This is a genomic window from Bradyrhizobium paxllaeri (assembly GCF_001693515.2).
Lineage (GTDB): Bacteria > Pseudomonadota > Alphaproteobacteria > Rhizobiales > Xanthobacteraceae > Bradyrhizobium > Bradyrhizobium paxllaeri.
In genome coordinates this window covers 4566438-4582563 of record NZ_CP042968.1, presented here as the reverse complement: position 1 = coordinate 4582563, position 16126 = coordinate 4566438, and the positions used below count along the sequence as shown (strand labels likewise).

17 protein-coding genes are annotated in these 16126 nt (G+C 63.4%); 10 read left to right on the top strand and 7 right to left on the bottom strand.

Annotation, left to right across the window (positions count from 1 at the left end; translation table 11 throughout):
• Nucleotide 1: 1 nt before the first annotated feature.
• Nucleotides 2-1903, bottom strand: coding sequence for a peptidylprolyl isomerase (locus LMTR21_RS21885; RefSeq protein WP_065754736.1), 1902 nt, complete (start codon nt 1901-1903; stop codon nt 2-4).
• A 260-nt stretch (nt 1904-2163) separates the two neighbouring features.
• Between LMTR21_RS21885 and tpiA the strand changes: the two genes are divergently transcribed.
• Nucleotides 2164-2916 (top strand): triose-phosphate isomerase, encoded by a 753-nt coding sequence (gene tpiA, locus LMTR21_RS21880; RefSeq protein WP_065754737.1) that lies wholly within the window; start codon nt 2164-2166, stop codon nt 2914-2916.
• Nucleotides 2917-2920: 4 nt separating this feature from the next.
• Here the strand turns inward: tpiA and LMTR21_RS21875 are convergent, their stop codons facing one another.
• Genes LMTR21_RS21875 through LMTR21_RS21865 form a run of 3 tightly spaced genes read right to left on the bottom strand, consistent with a single transcriptional unit; the run spans nt 2921 to nt 4385 of the window.
• On the bottom strand, nt 2921-3454 hold the full coding sequence (locus tag LMTR21_RS21875) for a GNAT family N-acetyltransferase (RefSeq protein WP_065754738.1): 534 nt from the start codon (nt 3452-3454) through the stop codon (nt 2921-2923).
• A gap of 21 nt (nt 3455-3475) precedes the next feature.
• Nucleotides 3476-3811 carry a hypothetical protein gene (locus LMTR21_RS21870; protein WP_065754739.1) on the bottom strand — a complete coding sequence of 112 codons (336 nt, stop codon included), beginning with the start codon at nt 3809-3811 and terminating at the stop codon, nt 3476-3478.
• Nucleotides 3812-3818: 7 nt separating this feature from the next.
• The gene (locus tag LMTR21_RS21865) at nt 3819-4385 is read right to left on the bottom strand and encodes a helix-turn-helix domain-containing protein (RefSeq protein ID WP_065754740.1); all 567 of its coding nucleotides are present in this window, start codon (nt 4383-4385) and stop codon (nt 3819-3821) included.
• 225 nt (nt 4386-4610) lie between these two features.
• Between LMTR21_RS21865 and secG the strand changes: the two genes are divergently transcribed.
• The 6 genes from secG (at nt 4611) to LMTR21_RS21835 (ending at nt 10393) form a co-directional block, all read left to right on the top strand.
• Complete coding sequence (secG, locus tag LMTR21_RS21860) at nt 4611-4991, top strand: preprotein translocase subunit SecG (RefSeq protein ID WP_065754741.1); 381 nt, start codon at nt 4611-4613, stop codon at nt 4989-4991.
• Between the two features lie 166 nt (nt 4992-5157).
• Entirely contained in the window at nt 5158-6789 is a 1632-nt protein-coding gene (pyrG, locus tag LMTR21_RS21855) for a CTP synthase (protein WP_065754742.1), read from the top strand.
• Between the two features lie 242 nt (nt 6790-7031).
• Nucleotides 7032-7358 (top strand): NIPSNAP family protein, encoded by a 327-nt coding sequence (locus LMTR21_RS21850; RefSeq protein ID WP_057834587.1) that lies wholly within the window; start codon nt 7032-7034, stop codon nt 7356-7358.
• 93 nt (nt 7359-7451) lie between these two features.
• Nucleotides 7452-8303, top strand: a complete 852-nt coding sequence (kdsA, locus tag LMTR21_RS21845) for a 3-deoxy-8-phosphooctulonate synthase (protein WP_065754743.1) — start codon at nt 7452-7454, stop codon at nt 8301-8303.
• Between the two features lie 14 nt (nt 8304-8317).
• Nucleotides 8318-9493 (top strand): MFS transporter, encoded by a 1176-nt coding sequence (locus tag LMTR21_RS21840; RefSeq protein WP_065754760.1) that lies wholly within the window; start codon nt 8318-8320, stop codon nt 9491-9493.
• 222 nt (nt 9494-9715) lie between these two features.
• Nucleotides 9716-10393: an HAD family hydrolase gene (locus LMTR21_RS21835; protein ID WP_084030808.1), complete on the top strand. Its 678-nt coding sequence runs from the start codon at nt 9716-9718 to the stop codon at nt 10391-10393.
• A 31-nt stretch (nt 10394-10424) separates the two neighbouring features.
• Here the strand turns inward: LMTR21_RS21835 and queF are convergent, their stop codons facing one another.
• Genes queF through LMTR21_RS21820 form a run of 3 tightly spaced genes read right to left on the bottom strand, consistent with a single transcriptional unit; the run spans nt 10425 to nt 12318 of the window.
• Nucleotides 10425-10901: a preQ(1) synthase gene (queF, locus tag LMTR21_RS21830; RefSeq protein ID WP_065754745.1), complete on the bottom strand. Its 477-nt coding sequence runs from the start codon at nt 10899-10901 to the stop codon at nt 10425-10427.
• Nucleotides 10902-10957: 56 nt separating this feature from the next.
• Entirely contained in the window at nt 10958-11329 is a 372-nt protein-coding gene (locus LMTR21_RS21825; protein WP_065754746.1) for a c-type cytochrome, read from the bottom strand.
• Nucleotides 11326-12318, bottom strand: a complete 993-nt coding sequence (locus LMTR21_RS21820) for a Vgb family protein (RefSeq protein WP_065754747.1) — start codon at nt 12316-12318, stop codon at nt 11326-11328. The genes LMTR21_RS21825 and LMTR21_RS21820 overlap by 4 nt, the downstream gene beginning before the upstream one ends.
• Nucleotides 12319-12495: 177 nt before the next feature.
• Here LMTR21_RS21820 and eno point away from each other — a divergent pair, with 177 nt between their 5' ends.
• From eno to LMTR21_RS21805, 3 genes are all read left to right on the top strand, one after another.
• On the top strand, nt 12496-13779 hold the full coding sequence (eno, locus tag LMTR21_RS21815; RefSeq protein WP_065754748.1) for a phosphopyruvate hydratase: 1284 nt from the start codon (nt 12496-12498) through the stop codon (nt 13777-13779).
• A gap of 46 nt (nt 13780-13825) precedes the next feature.
• Complete coding sequence (locus LMTR21_RS21810) at nt 13826-14962, top strand: zinc-binding dehydrogenase (RefSeq protein WP_065754749.1); 1137 nt, start codon at nt 13826-13828, stop codon at nt 14960-14962.
• 539 nt (nt 14963-15501) lie between these two features.
• Complete coding sequence (locus LMTR21_RS21805) at nt 15502-16056, top strand: NADPH-dependent FMN reductase (RefSeq protein WP_065754750.1); 555 nt, start codon at nt 15502-15504, stop codon at nt 16054-16056.
• The last annotated feature ends 70 nt before the right edge of the window (nt 16057-16126 follow it).

Sequence of the window (16126 nt, the reverse complement as noted above, 5' to 3'; positions counted from 1 at the left end):
CTCAGTTGTTAGCGCCCGTCACCTGCGCGAAGGCGGCCTGGTTGATGGAGGTGCCGATGATCGATTCGATCTTCGTGATGTATTGCGCAATCTGCTCGTCGTTCATCCCGCGCTGCAGCGTCTCCTTGAGCTTCTTCAGCTCCTCCGAGGCGACGTCGACCTGCGGCACGGTCACGTCGGTGACGCGGAAGACGATCCACTCGCTGCCGCCGACGCCCGGCGTCTGTCCGACACCGTCCTTGGGCGTCCGGAACGCGGCCGTGATGACGGCGGAAGGCACGGCGGAAAGCGAGGCGTCGCGGCGGAAGCCGGCAGCAGTCTCGACCTTCGATCCGACCGCAGCTGCGACCTCGGCAAATGTGCCGCCTTGTTCGATCTTCTGCACCATCTCGGTCGCCTTCGCGCGCAGCTTGTTGGAAATCTGGTCCTCGCGCCATTTCGCCTCGACCTGGCTGCGGACCTCGTCGAGCGGGCGCTCGCGTGAGGGCGTGATGCCCAACACGTCGTACCAGACATAGCCGCCGGCGAACTGGATCGGTTCGCTGTCGACGCCGATATCGCTGTTGAAGGCCTGCGAGACCACGTCGAGACCGCGCGGAATGTTGGCCACCGGCTGGCCGTCAGGCGTACGGCCGGAGCGGTCGACGGCCTCGATCGTGACCGGGGTCAGGCCGAGCTTCTGCGAAGCCTCGACGATGTTGGCGCCGCCGCTGCGCTCGTCTTCCATCTTGTTCTGGAGCTCGCTGACCTTGACGCGCGCGCGTTCGGTCGCGATCTCCTTCTTCACCTGCGCCGCCACGCTTTCAAACGTCGGCATTGTGCCCGCCTCGATCTTGCCGACCTTGACCAATGCCACGCCGAAACGGCCCTGCACCGGCTGGCTGACCTCGCCCGGTGCAAGCGAGAACGCCGCGTCCGCGATCGCCGGGTCGATGATCGCGGTCTTTGCGATCAGGCCGAGATCGACGTCGGTTAGATTGAGATTGCGCTCCTTGGCGACATCGTCGAACGACGTTCCCGACGTGATGCGGCTGCGCGCGGCCTGCGCCTCGCCTTCGTTCGGAAAGAACATCTGCGACACTTCGCGCTTTTCCGGCGTGCCGAGCTGGTCGCGGCGCTGCTCGAAGACCTTCTTCGCGTCCTCGTCGGAAACTTCGATCCACTTGCCGATCTCTTCCGGGCTGATCACGACAAACGACAGCTTGCGATATTCAGGTGCGCGGAATTGGGTCTTGCGGTCCTCGAAATAGGCGGCCAGCGCTTCGGGCGAGGGCGGGTCGATGGTGCCGGCCTGTGCGGCGTCGAGTTTGACGAATTCGATCGAGCGCTGTTCGTTCTGGAAGCGGGCGAGCGCCTCGATCAGGACCTTCGGCGGCTCGAGGCCAGCCGAGACGGTGCCGGCGATCTGGCGGCGCAGCCCGACGCGCCGCTGTTCGTTGAGATAGCGCTGCTCGGTGTATCCGAACTGGCGGATCGTGGCCTGGAATCGTGCCGGATCGAACTTGCCGCCCAATCCCTTGAAGTTCGGATCGTCGTAGATCAGCCGCATGGTCTCTTCCTGCGACTGGGCGAGGCCCATGCGCCGGGCTTCCTCATCCAGCGCGGCCTCGGCGATGGTCTGCTGCAGCACCTGCCGGTCGATCCCGAACGCGCGGGCCTGTTCAGAGGTTAGCGGACGGCCGAAAGTGCGGCCGAGCTGCTGCAGCTTTTCCGTGTAGATCTGGCGGAATTGGTCGGTCGAAATCTCGGTCCCGCCAACCTTGGCGAGCGACGACTGGCCAAACCCCTTGAAGATGTCGGCAATGCCCCAAACTGCGAAACTGACAATCAAAACGCCCATCACAACGGCCATGACGGCCTTGCCGAGCCAGTTTGATGAGGCTTTCCGAATTCCTCGAAGCATAGGTCCAACTTGTTTTTGCAGGAGAGGGGAACCGGGTCGTACCCAGGGGAATTCGATCCGGGACCGAATTCCGCAACAGGGCGTCACCGAGTTGATAACGCATCATAAAGTGGCCGCAGCCCCCTCGCAACCTCGGCCATATGGGCCAATTGAAGCGGTTAACGGCTGGGGGTTCGTCGGACCGGTATCTGGAACTGACGGCGCGCCTCTGCTAGCGCATCTGTAAGCCACAAAGTCTGACATTTTTGCGAGAAATTGACATGACCGAAGCCATCCGGCCGCTGATCGCCGGCAACTGGAAAATGAACGGCCTGAAATCCGCCTTGGGTGAATTCGAGGCAATGATTGCAGGTGCGGGTGCACTGGCCGGCAAGGTCGACCTGCTGGTCTGCCCCCCCGCGACCCTGATCGCGGGTTTCGCCGACAAGGCGCTCGGCTCAAAACTCGCCGTCGGAGCCCAGGATTGCCATGCCAAGGCCTCGGGCGCCCATACCGGCGACCTCTCGGCGGAAATACTGGCGGATGCCGGCGCGAGCGCCATCATCGTCGGACATTCGGAGCGCCGCGCCGACCATGGCGAGAGCGACGCGGTGGTCCGGCAGAAGGCGGAAGCGACTTGGCGGGCGGGCCTTGTGGCAATCGTCTGCATCGGGGAGACGCAGAAGCAGCGCGATGCCGGGCAGACACTGGATGTCTGCGGCGGGCAGCTCGCGGGCTCATTGCCTGATGGTGCGACGGCAGCCAATCTGGTGGTCGCCTATGAGCCGGTCTGGGCGATCGGCACCGGGCTGACGCCGACGCCCGGGGATGTCGAGCAAGTTCATCGCTTTATCCGCGGTGTTCTCACCAGCCGATTTAAGGCGGAAGGCGGCAAGATCCGGATCCTCTACGGCGGGTCGGTCAAGCCATCCAACGCGGCGGAACTGATGGCGGTCACTGATGTCAACGGCGCGCTTGTCGGCGGCGCCAGTTTGAAGGCGACGGATTTTCTGGCGATTGCGGAAGCGTGCTAACTCCTCAGGCCGGCACGCCTTTCCGCAATTTCTTCCAGTAGATCAGCGTCCCGGTGAGGCCGCCATGGGGCTTGAACGCGTAGTCGGGAATCACGCCGGTCAGCTTGAAGCCTACGCGCTCGTACAGTCCCGCCGCGCCTTCATCCTCGGCGGTGTCAAGCACCAGTAGCCAGCGCTGATGCGCGATCGCCAGCCGTTCGGCTTCACGCAACAGCGCCGTCGCGATCCCGCGATGCCGGTGACTGACGCGCGTCATCATCTTCGCGATCTCGGCGCGGTGCGGCTGGTTCGGCGGCAGATCGAGCAGCAGCGTGACGGTGCCGATCAGCTCGTCGCCGTCAAAGGCGCCGAGGACGATCCGCTCGCCACGGTCCGCAGCGCTGAGCGAGCTGGACCAGAACGCTTCGGCGGCTTCCCGTGACAGCGGATGCATGAAGCTGACCGAGCCGCCATTCGCCACTGTCTCGATCAGTATTTCACCAAGCACCGCGCAAATTTCGGGCGAAAGCTTCAAGGCTTTGATCTCAATGTTCGACATGAGGGTGAGTTTCCGCGAGGTTCAGCTTCGATGATTGGCGGTGCGCAAGACGCGCTTCCGCTTGATCTCTACAATCCGCTCGACATCCTCGACCTGCAGGTGACGGCCGCGTTCGAGAATTTCCAGCGTGTATTCTTCGTAAGTCAGCCCCAGGCGCTCGGCCTTCCTGATCCGAGAGGCGACGATGCCGGGTGAGGAGTTTTTCCAGGCCGCACGATGCGCAGCCTTCCAGTAGAAGTAATTGCCGATACCGCCGTTGCCCCATTCCGGGATGTGCTCGTCCTCAAGCGGCGGACCGCGATTGTGACCGGGAGCGGCAGAGTCGTCCGGAAAACTCCTGACACCGACCTCTGCCATCGCAGGTCTAGCTCCGCGCGAGCGCCACGACGTAGGTGCAGGGCGCGGTGCTCTCGTTGGCAAACGTCACTTCCGCCGGCGGGCCGAATCCGAGGCAGTCGCCGGCGCTGAGTTCGTGGCGTTCGCCGCCATCGATGAGGACGAGTGAGCCCGACAACACCCAGAGCACCTGGCGGATGTGGGCGTAGGACGAAGCGGGCAGCGTCACGCGCTGCTTCGCCGGCATCTCGACCTTGATGATCTCAACGGGATGATCGGGCCGGTTGAACACCTGGCGCCGCAAATAGCCGGTTTCGGGATCGCGCCATACCGGCTGCTCGGCGGCGCGTGAAAGGCGCCCGCCCTGGCCTTCGGCGCGCAGCATCAGGCCGGCGAGGGTGAGGTCGAAGGCGCTGGCGAGGCGCACCAGCACCACCGCGGTCGGGCTGACTTCCGCGCGCTCGATCTTGCTGATGGTCGCCTTGGAGACCCCGGAGCGTTCGGCGAGATCGGCCAGCGACCAGCCGCGGCTGTCGCGCTCAAGCCGCAGGCGCTGGGCGAGGCGGACGCTCAATTCGTCTACTATAGTATCCATTTGTCTATTATATGAGAAATTGCGACAACCACAAGCCTCGATGCGATGTCTGGCGAGAGGTGTGGGCAGCCTTGCCGCGGCGCCTGCGGCAATTATCTCCACAGCGGCTCTTGGGGGTGACAATGCCCCGTCCGATCGTGTAACACCGCGCAACTTCAGGAAAACCCGCAAGCTCTTGGTGCAGCCGAAGCCCGGCGCTCTTGGCTTGTGACGGAAGGTTTTAAGATGCAGACCGTCCTTATCGTCGTTCACCTCATGATCGTCGCCGTGCTGATCGGCGCCGTGTTGCTGCAGAAATCCGAAGGCGGCGGCCTCGGCATGGGCGGCGGCGCCGGCTTCATGTCGAGCCGCGGCACCGCCAATCTGTTGACGCGGACGACTGCGATTCTCGCAGGACTTTTCTTCCTGACCAGCATGGCGCTGGCCTGGCTTGCGGGCGTCGATCGCAAGCCGGCCTCGATCCTCGACACCGCGCCGGCTACGCAGTCGCAGCCGGGTGGCGCAACGCCGGTCGCTCCGCCGACCTCCGGTGGCGTGCTCGATACGCTCAAGAAGGTGGATGAACAGCAGGCTCCGTCGGGCCCGCAGGCGCCGCGTTCGCAATAAAGCAGAGTGGCCATGCAGGACGGGCTCTACCGTCCTGCATCAGAATTTCTCATCAATGCTCTGAAATCGCTTCAAATTTAACGTCACCCACAGCCCGGCAAAATGTTTGCCCGTGCACGCGATTCGCTTTGGAGAATCGGGGCAGTGGCCTTAAAGGTAGAATCCCATGGCGCGGTACATATTCATAACCGGCGGCGTGGTTTCTTCGCTCGGAAAGGGTCTGGCTTCAGCGGCACTCGGTGCCCTGCTGCAGGCTCGCGGGTACAAGGTCCGTCTCCGCAAACTCGACCCCTATCTCAACCTCGATCCCGGAACGATGTCGCCGTATCAGCACGGCGAAGTGTTCGTGACCGATGACGGCGCCGAGACCGATCTCGATCTTGGCCACTACGAGCGCTTCACCGGGCGTCCGGCCACCAAGGCCGACAACATCACCACCGGGCGCATCTATCAGGACATCATCAGCAAGGAACGCCGTGGCGATTATCTCGGCGCGACCATCCAGGTCGTCCCGCACGTCACCAACGCGATCAAGGAATTCGTGCTCTCCGGCAACGATGAATACGATTTCGTGCTGGTCGAAATCGGCGGCACTGTCGGCGACATCGAGGGCCTGCCGTTCTTCGAGGCGATCCGCCAGCTCAAGAACGAGCTGCCGCGCGATCACGCCGTCTACATTCACCTGACGCTGCTGCCCTACATTCCAAGCGCCGGAGAACTCAAGACCAAGCCGACCCAGCACTCGGTGAAGGAGCTGCGCTCGATCGGCATCCAGCCGGATATCCTGCTGTGCCGTACCGACCGCGAAATCCCGAAGGAAGAGCGCCGCAAGCTCGGCCTGTTCTGCAACGTGCGCGAAAGCGCCGTGATCGAGGCGAGGGACGTCGACAATATCTATGCTGTCCCCGAGGCCTATCACGCCGCCGGCCTCGACGACGAGGTGCTGGCCGCGTTCGGCATCAGTTCGAAGATTCCGCCGGCGCTGCAGAGCTGGAATGTGATCAACGAGCGCGTGCGCAACCCCGAAGGCGCGGTGACCATTGCCATCGTCGGCAAATACACCGGCATGAAGGATGCCTACAAATCGCTGATCGAGGCGCTGTCGCACGGCGGCATCGCCAACAAGGTGAAGGTCAATCTCGACTGGATCGAGAGCGAGGTGTTCGAGAACGAGGACCCGGCACCGTTCCTCGAACACGTCAACGGCATTCTGGTGCCGGGCGGCTTCGGCCAGCGTGGCGCCGAGGGCAAGATCCGCGCGGCGCAGTTCGCGCGCGTCCGCGACGTGCCGTATTTCGGCATCTGCTTCGGCATGCAGATGGCTGTCATCGAAGCCGCGCGCAATCTGGTCGGCATCGAGGAAGCGAACTCCACCGAGTTCGGCCCGACCAAGGAACCGCTGGTCGGCCTGATGACGGAATGGCTGCGCGGCAACGAATTGGAGAAGCGGTCGCAATCCGGCGACCTCGGCGGCACCATGCGGCTCGGCGCGTACCCTGCGACGCTCAAGCGCGGCAGCCGCGTCTCGGAAGTCTATGGCGGCGCCACCGAGATCTCGGAGCGCCACCGCCATCGCTACGAGGTCAACACCGCCTACAAGGACCGGCTCGAGCAGCACGGCCTGCGCTTCTCGGGCCTGTCGCCCGACGGCGTGCTGCCGGAGATCGTCGAATACGAGGACCATCCCTGGTTCATCGGCGTGCAATTCCATCCCGAGTTGAAGTCGCGTCCGTTCGAGCCGCACCCGCTGTTCGCGTCGTTTATTCAGGCGGCGGCGAAGCAGAGCCGACTGGTGTAGCTTCACCCGCCCCTTGAGGGGGCGGGTCGACGCGCGCAAAGCGCGCGGCGGGGCGGGGTGACGGTCTCTCACCGTCTGACAGTGCATGCGTTGATAGACTGTCACCCCGCCCCGTCACGCATCTGCGATGCGTGCCGACCCGCCCCCTCAAGGGGCGGGTGAAGTGAGGGCACCTTTGACGAACGCGTCGATTGTTGCGACAACTCCCGCCCGCAAGAACAACAACCTTGGGAGCAAAGCCGATGATCATGGAAATGCGCGTCTATCGCTGTCTGCCGGGCCGCCTGCCGGCGCTGATGAAGCGCTTCGATACGCTGACGCTGAAACTGTGGGACAAGCACGGCATCAAGCAGGCCGGCTTCTACACCACGCTGATCGGCACCTCCAATCAGGAACTGACCTACTTCGTCGCCTGGGACTCGCTTGCCGACCGCGAAAAGAAATGGACCGCATTCCAGTCCGATCCAGACTGGATCGCCGGCCGCGCCAAGAGCGAGGAAGACGGCCAGATCATCGACAACATCGTCAGCCAGTTGCTGGTGCCGACGGCGTTTTCCGCGGTAAAATAGCCGCGCGCGCAACCCTGATATTCGGGGGTTAAACGGGGTTGATCCTGGGGTCGCGGACCGGCATGGTCCGCGCCGAATGTAAAGGAAAATCCCTTGAACTCGAAACCCGAAGCAGCCCCGGTCGTCTCGGTCGGCCCGGTCAAATTCGGCAACGGCCTGCCGATTTCGATCATTGCAGGTCCTTGCCAGCTCGAGAGTCGGGCGCATGCGCTCGAAGTGGCGAGCGCGCTGAAGGAGATCGCCAGCCGCCTCGGGATTGGCCTCGTTTACAAGACCTCCTTCGACAAGGCCAACCGCACCTCAGGCTCGGCCGCGCGCGGCGTTGGTCTTGCGCAGGCGCTGCCGATCTTCGCCGAGATTCGCTCCTCGCTCGGTTTGCCCGTGCTGACCGACGTGCACGAGGCCGGCCAGTGCGCGGAAGCCGCGCAGGCGGTCGACGTGCTGCAGATCCCGGCGTTCCTGTGTCGCCAGACGGACCTGCTGCTGGCGGCTGCGGCGACCGGCAAGGTCGTCAACGTCAAGAAGGGCCAGTTTCTCGCGCCGTGGGAAATGACCAACGTCGTCACCAAGATCACCGGCGGCGGCAATCCGAACGTGATGGTGACCGAACGCGGCGCCTCGTTCGGCTACAACACGCTGGTCTCAGACATGCGCGCGCTGCCGATCATGGCGCAGACGACGGGCGCGCCTGTTATCTTCGACGCCACCCATTCGGTGCAGCAGCCGGGCGGGAAGGGCACCTCATCCGGCGGCCAGCGCGAATTCGTCCCCGTGCTGGCGCGCGCCGCGGTCGCGGTCGGCGTCGCCGGCGTGTTCATCGAGACCCATCCCGATCCCGATTGCGCGCCGTCTGACGGCCCCAACATGGTGCCGCTGCGCGAGTTCGAGGCGCTGGTGAAGCGGCTGATGGCATTCGACGCGCTTTCCAAGAACGCGTCGTCGTGACCGTCGCCAGCGGCATGCCGCCGGCGCTCAATATCATCGCGCTCGCAACCTTTTCGGCGGCCCTGTCCGCCCGCGCGCTCGATCCGGTGCTGCCGCACGTGGCCGAGGATTTTTCGGTCAGCATCGCCACCGCCGCCAGTTTCGCCGCCGCCTTCGCGTTCACCTTTGCCATCATCCAGCCGGTGCTGGGCGCCTTCGCCGACGTTTTCGGCAAGGCGAGGCTGATGATCGTGGCGCTTACGCTGCTCGGCTTCGCCAACATTCTCGGCGCGATGGCGACCTCGTTTCCGCTGTTGTTTGCCAGCCGCATTCTGGCCGGCATCGGTTCCGGCGGCGTGTTTCCGATCGCGCTGGGGCTGACCAGCGATCTCGTCGGCGCCGAAAAGCGTCAGGTCGCGATCGGGCGCACGCTGGCCGGCGCCATGACCGGCAATCTCCTGGGTGCCACGGTGTCCGGCCTGATCGGCGATTTCCTCGGCTGGCGCGGCGTGCTGGCCGTGCTCGGCGGGATCGTCGTCGTGGCTTCGATCGTGGTCGCGATCGGGTTTCGCGGCGCGGCGCTGACCCATCCGCCGCGCACCAGCCTGTCGGCTCTCAAGCAGGGCTATCGCACCATCTTCACCAACCCGAACGCGCGCATCTGCTATTCGGCCGTCTTCATCGAAGGCTGCTGCGTGCTCGGCCTGTTTCCGTTCATTGCCTCGTTCCTGTTCGACCTCGGACAAACCTCGTTGTCGATCGCAGGCGTCGTCATCGCCGGCTTTGCGGTCGGCGGCCTCATCTACACCATGACGGTGTCGCGGCTGCTGCCGAAGATCGGCGTCAACGGGATGATCATTGGCGGCGCGGCGCTGGTCGGTGTGCAGCTCATGGCGGTCGCATTGGGGCTGGAATGGAGATTGCAGCTCCTCAATCTGGTCTTCATGGGCTGGGGTTTCTACATGATCCACGGCAGCCTGCAGGTATTCGCCAGCGAATTGTCGGCGGAAGCACGCGCGACCGCGCTGTCGTTGCACGCGTTCTTTTTCTTCATGGGCCAGACCGTCGGACCCATCGCTTATGGTTTTGGAATCCAGCATGCCGGCAAGGTGCCGACCTTGCTCACCGCGGGGGCCATCATGATTGTACTGGGCTTTGTCTGCGCCAATCTGTTGCGCCAGACGCGGCCGGCGGATGCACCGTCGACGTAGGACCGCCTGCTTCGGTGGAGCGGTTGGTCGGCCTTCCGGTTCAAGCAGCGGAGGACGCAGGCGCTATCAGCAAAAATTTTGCTGCCCATCAGAATTTCAAAATCGCAATTCCGAGCCGCACGGGCCAATTTTACTTCGTGATCTCGAACGGGGCGTTGGCGCTCCGCCAAATGCCAGGCCGCAACTGGGAGCGAGGCCGAGTTGAACAGGTTCAGGGCCATCATGTTCGACGTCGACGGAACCATGGCGGAGACCGAGGAATTTCATCGACGCGCATTCAATGAAGCGTTCAGCCATTTCGATCTGCCGTGGAGCTGGGATGTCGCAACTTACGGCAAGCTGCTGCGGATCGCAGGCGGAAGAGAGCGCATCCGGTATTTTTGGGAGTCGCTCTCCGAGGATCGCTTCGATCTGTCAGACAGTCGCATCAACGAACTGCACCGCTTCAAGACGCGCCGATATGCAGAACTGGTTGGCAGCGGCGCCTGCGGACTGCGACCGGGAGTGGCGGACCTGATCGTTCGAGCCCGCGACGGACGGTTGCGGCTGGCGATTGTTACGACCACGTCGCGGGACAATATTGGCGCACTACTGAGCCAAAATCTGGGACCGGACTGGAATCGGAATTTCGACGTGATCGTTTCCGGGGAAGACGTGCCCAACAAGAAGCCGGCACCGGACGCCTATCACACGGCTCTCGACGTTCTCGGTCTTCCTGCCGTGTCCTGCCTGGCCATCGAGGACTCCCGCAATGGCCTGGTCGCCGCGGCCTCTGCCGGCGCCCCGGTCCTGATTACGCGCAGTCTGTACTTTCGAGACGAGGATTTCACAGGCGCATCCAGCGTCACGGATGATCTGACCGATTTGCCTGACAATTTCTGGTTCGATCCCGACCTTTGACCCGCTCCGAAGGGCGCGGGCATACGATGCGTCAGCCCCGCCCGCGATAGGGCGCGACGCCCTGGTCGGGGACCCACATGTCCTTCGGCAACTTTCCGGTCTGCCAGAACACGTCGATCGGGATGCCGCCGCGCGGATACCAGTAGCCGCCGATGCGCAGCCATTTCGGCTTGATCTCAGCCGCGATCCGCTTGCCGATCATGATCGTGCAATCCTCGTGAAACGCGCCGTGATTGCGAAAGCTCGCGACATAGAGTTTTAGCGATTTGGATTCCAGCAGCCATTGCCCGGGCGCATAGTCGATCACGAGATGCGCGAAATCCGGCTGGCCCGTCACCGGGCAGATCGAGGTGAATTCCGGCACGGTGAAGCGGACCAGATAATTGGTGCCGGCTTGCGGATTGGGCACGCGGTCGAGCTTTGCCTTCTCCGGGCTATCCGGCCATTCCACGGCGCGGCCGAGCTGCAATGATGTTGGCAATGATTCCTGCGATGATTTCTTGGCCATCATGATCGTCCTGTTGCGAGGGCTGGCATGGACGCAACAAGCGTGGCCGTCAACTGTCAGCGCGAGGCGGGGTCGGCGAGAAACTTCGCCAGCGCCTGCCGTTCGGCGGCGTTCTCGATGCCGCGCATCGACATCCATAATCCCGGAAACATCGCCGCGGGATCGGCAAGGAAGGTTTCCAGCCGCTTCGCATCCCAGCGCAAGCCGTCGTCGCGCGCCTTGCGTAGCACTGGCGAGTAGTCGAATCCGGCATCGCTACCGACCGCGCGTCCGATCACGCCTGAGAGATTGGGGCCGGGCAGGTTGCGCTCGGCCGGATCGAGGCTATGGCAGGCGCGGCAGGGGGTGAACGCCTGTGCGCCGTCTTCCGCCATCGCGGACGGCGGCAGCAGGATCGTGACAAGCAGCAGGACCGCAAGCAATCTCACGCAGGCGCGACCGTCTGGATCATCACAAGCCGGTCATTGCCGGATTCGCCGCCCCAGGTCTCGCCAGGCCGGCCGTCGAGCTGGCGCACATTCGCGCCCGCTTTGTCGCTGGGGAATGCGTTGAACTTTTCGGTCACGGGATCGAAGCGCACGATGGCATTGGCGCCGAAATCGGTGAGCCAGACCTTGTCCTTGTCGTCGACATAGACCGCATAGGTGCGGGGATTGCTGCCCGGCAGTTTCCACGCCTTCCAGGAGCCGTCGGCGGGATCGTGCACTGACACATTGCCGCTGTTCCACTCGCTGACCCAGATCCGGCCCTTCGAATCCGACCACACCCGCCGTGCGCCCTGGCTCGGCGTTGGCGGCTCCACCACGGTCGCGTTGCCGGTCGCCGGATCGATTTTGGCGATGTGATTGCCGGCGAGCGAGGCGTACCAGATGTCGCCTTTCGGCGTGATGGTCATGCCGTAGGTGCCGCGGCCGCGCGGCGACTTGAACACGGTCATGTCGCCCGATTTCGGATCGAGCCGGCCATAGATGCCGGACTGGCCGGTGAACCAGTAGATGCCGTTCTTGTCGAACACGGCCGTGTTGAGATTGGCGTATGCCTCCTTTTCAGGCAGGCGGAACAACGTCACCTTGTGGTCCGCTGGGTCGACACGCGCGATCGCATTCTGTCCGCCCTCGGTGACCCAGGGTGCGCCATCCGGGCCGATGATCACGCCATGGGGCGCAGCGCCCTTGCCGAGATCGACCAGTTTGTAGGAGCCGTCGCGCGGATCGAGCCGGCCCAGCGTGCCGTTGCGCTGGCCGCAGAACCAGATCGTGCCGTCGGGGGCCGGGGTGGTGTCGCGCGAGCCCATGCCCGCGGCGACCGGATAATATTTGACGCGGAACGGGCCTTCCTGGGCGGCGGCCCTTCGCAACAGGGCGGGCGCGGCGAGGATGCCAATGGCGGCGGTTCCAAGAAACTGGCGGCGATTCATTGCGTTACCCCGGCTTGTGAACGTGAAGGTTTGGACGCCGATATCGACCTTGGATCAGTCTATCCTGACGGGTTTTGGCCGTCCGGAAAAGCCCGGCGGTCAAGCGTTCACATTTGCTTGCTTGCCGTGTAAGACGCCCCCGAAACCGGACCACCCACTCCCAGGAAAGTTTTAGACATGACCGCCATCGTCGACATCATTGGCCGTGAAATTCTCGATAGCCGTGGCAACCCCACCGTTGAAGTCGATGTGGTGCTGGAAGACGGCTCGATCGGCCGCGCGGCGGTCCCGTCGGGCGCTTCGACCGGCGCGCATGAAGCGGTTGAACTCAGGGACGGCGACAAGAAGCGCTATCTCGGCAAGGGTGTGCAGAAGGCGGTTGAGGCCGTCAACGGCGAGATTTCCGAAGCGCTCAGCGATCACGCGGTCGAGGACCAGGTCCATCTCGACCAGATCATGATCGATCTTGACGGCACGCCGAACAAGAGCCGGTTAGGGGCCAACGCCATCCTCGGGGTCTCGCTGGCCTGCGCCAAGGCGGCCGCCGAATCCTTCGACATGCCACTCTATCGCTATGTCGGCGGCACCTCGGCGCGGACGCTGCCGGTGCCGATGATGAACATCATCAATGGCGGCGCGCACGCCGACAACCCGATCGACTTCCAGGAATTCATGATCCTGCCGGTCGGCGCGGCGAGCTTTGCCGAAGCACTGCGCTGCGGCTCGGAAATCTTCCACACGCTGCGTAGCGAATTGAAGAAGGCGGGACACAACACCAATGTCGGCGACGAGGGCGGCTTTGCGCCGAACCTGCCGTCGGCGGATGCAGCCCTCGAATTCGTTGTCAGCGCAATCGGCAAGGCCGGCTACAAGGCCGGCGGCGACGTGATGCTCGGGCTCGATTGCGCCGCGACCGAGTTCTTCAAAGACGGTGCTTACGTCTATGGCGGCGAGAACAAGACCCGCTCGCGCTCCGAGCAGGCGAAATACCTCGCCGATCTCGTCTCGCGCTATCCGATCGTCACCATCGAGGACGGCATGTCCGAAGACGACATGGAAGGCTGGAAGGAGCTGACCGACCTGATCGGCAAGAAGTGCCAGCTCGTCGGCGACGACCTGTTCGTCACCAACGTCACGCGGCTGGCCGACGGTATCAAGAATGGCCGCGCCAACTCTATCCTGATCAAGGTCAACCAGATCGGCACGCTGACCGAGACGCTCGCCGCCGTCGAGCTGGCCCACAAATACGGCTACACCTCCGTGATGTCGCATCGCTCCGGCGAGACCGAGGATTCCACCATCGCCGACCTCGCGGTCGCCACCAATTGCGGCCAGATCAAAACCGGCTCGCTGGCGCGCTCCGACCGCACCGCCAAATATAACCAGCTCCTGCGCATCGAGCAGCAGCTCGGCAAGCAGGCGATATATGCCGGCAAATCGGCGCTGAAGGCCTTGGCGTAACGCGCCGGCGCATCCAGATAGAACGAGCACCAGGGGAGGGATTACGATGAGTGACGGCAACAGCGGGCTTCAACTGCGTACGCTGCTCAAGAAGAGCGGCGAACTCGAACTGTCGCTGGCGAACGTCCCGACGCCTGACCCGGCCGACGACGAGGTCGTGGTCCGGGTCGAGGCGACGCCGATCAACCCGTCCGATCTCGGGCTTTTGATCGGCCCGGCCGACATGTCGACCGCCAAGGAATCCGGCAGCAAGGACGCGCCCGTCGTCACCGCGAAGATGCCTGACGCGGCGATGCGGATGATGGCGGCACGGCTCGATCAGTCGCTTCCTGCGGGCAATGAAGGCGCCGGCGTCGTGATCCGGACCGGCTCCTCGGACGGCGCCAAGGCGCTGATGGGGAAGACCGTCTCGATGATCGGCGGCGCCATGTACACGCAGTACCGCACCATCAGGGTGCGGGACGTGATGGAATTGCCTGAGGGCACCACGCCCGCCGACGGCGCATCATGGTTCGTCAATCCGCTGACCGCGCTCGGTATGACCGAAACGATGCGGCGCGAAAATCACAAGGCGCTGGTGCACACGGCCGCCGCCTCCAACCTCGGCCAGATGCTCAACAAGATCTGCATCAAGGACGGCATCGGCCTCGTCAACATCGTACGCAGCAAGGAGCAGGCCGATATCCTGCACCAGATCGGCGCCAAATATGTCGTCGATTCCACTGCGCCGAGCTTCATGGATGATCTCACCAATGCACTGGTCGAGACCGGCGCCACCATCGCCTTCGACGCCATCGGCGGCGGCAAGCTCGCAAGCCAGATCCTCACCGCCATGGAGATGGCAGCCAACAAGACCGCCAAGGAATACAGCCGCTACGGCTCGAACGTGTACAAGCAGGTCTATATTTACGGCAGCCTCGACAACCGCCCGACCGAATTGAGCCGTGCCTTCGGCCTGACCTGGGGTGTCGGCGGCTGGCTGTTGACGCCGTTCCTGCAGAAGATCGGCCCCGCCGAAATCGGCCGCCTGCGCCAGCGCGTGGCGTCCGAACTCAAGTCCACGTTTGCGAGCCATTACACGCAGGTGGTGTCGCTGCAGGAGGCGCTGCAGCTCTCCAATATCGCCGTCTACAACAAGCGCTCCACCGGCGAGAAATTCCTCATCAATCCGAACAAGGGCTGATGCTGCTGCGCTTTTCTACCCATCAACAGAGCAGGCCGCCCGAGAGGACGGCCTGTTCTGCATGATCTGAGATAGAAGATCGCGGAATTATCGTTGTGATTTCGATCCGGCGTCCGCTGGTTTTCTTTTCGGATGGAGCGTTCGCATGGCATGCGCTGCCGCTTCTTCGCGTTCGACGGCGCGCCTGATCTGTTGCAATTCCAGATAGGCCTTCGCAACGTCAAACCGTGACCTTGGCGTTGCCGCCGACATTCGATTTCGCATGATAGCCCCCTCCGTGGAGCGGCGCACGCTAACACTGTTGTCGGGGCGATCTAGACCGTAGAACTGCTGGTTCCATGCAGAGGATTTCTGTCCCAATGGCCGCGCGATGAAGGCGCTGGCTGACCCGAACCGCAGGCGGGCCGGAAAACGAAGTAGTCGGGAGCCTAGCCGAACGGGCGCCGCCGAACCCATAAAGGCTAATTCATGCACTTGCATCTTTCTGGTGATTTGGCGTAAGGGAAGGCAGGCGCTTCCGCTTCAACAGGGATATCGAAATGGCTACGCATACCATCGTCACGATCGTCGGCTCGCTCCGCAAGGAGAGCTTTTCGCTCAAGGTCGCCAACGCGCTCGCCAAGCTGGCGCCGGCGTCCCTCAAGCTTGACGTGACCACGCTCGAAAGCATTTCCTTTTTCAATCAGGACCTCGAAGCCAATCCCCCCGCCGACTGGCTGGCGTTCCGCGAAAAGCTGCAGAAGTCGAACGGCGTGCTGTTCGTGACGCCCGAATATAACCGCTCGATCCCCGGCGTCCTGAAGAACGCCATCGACGTCGCCTCGCGCCCCTACGGCAAGAGCTCGTTCCTCGGCAAGCCGACCGGCATCATCAGCAACTCGCCGGGCGCGCTGGGCGGCGTAAGCGCGGCCAAGCATCTGCAGAACATCCTGCCCGGCATTTCCGGCCCGATCCTCGGCCAGCCTGAAATCTATTTGAACGCCATCGGCGACGCCTTCGACGACAAGGGCCAGCTCACCAAGGAATCGGTGCAGAAGCTGCTGCAGCAATATCTCGACGCGTTTGCGGCGTTCATCGAGAAGCAGAACAGGTAAGCGGTCTCTCCTCCGTCATTGCGAGGTGCGCGAACTCTCTCGCCGTCATTGCGAGGAGCGACAGCGACGA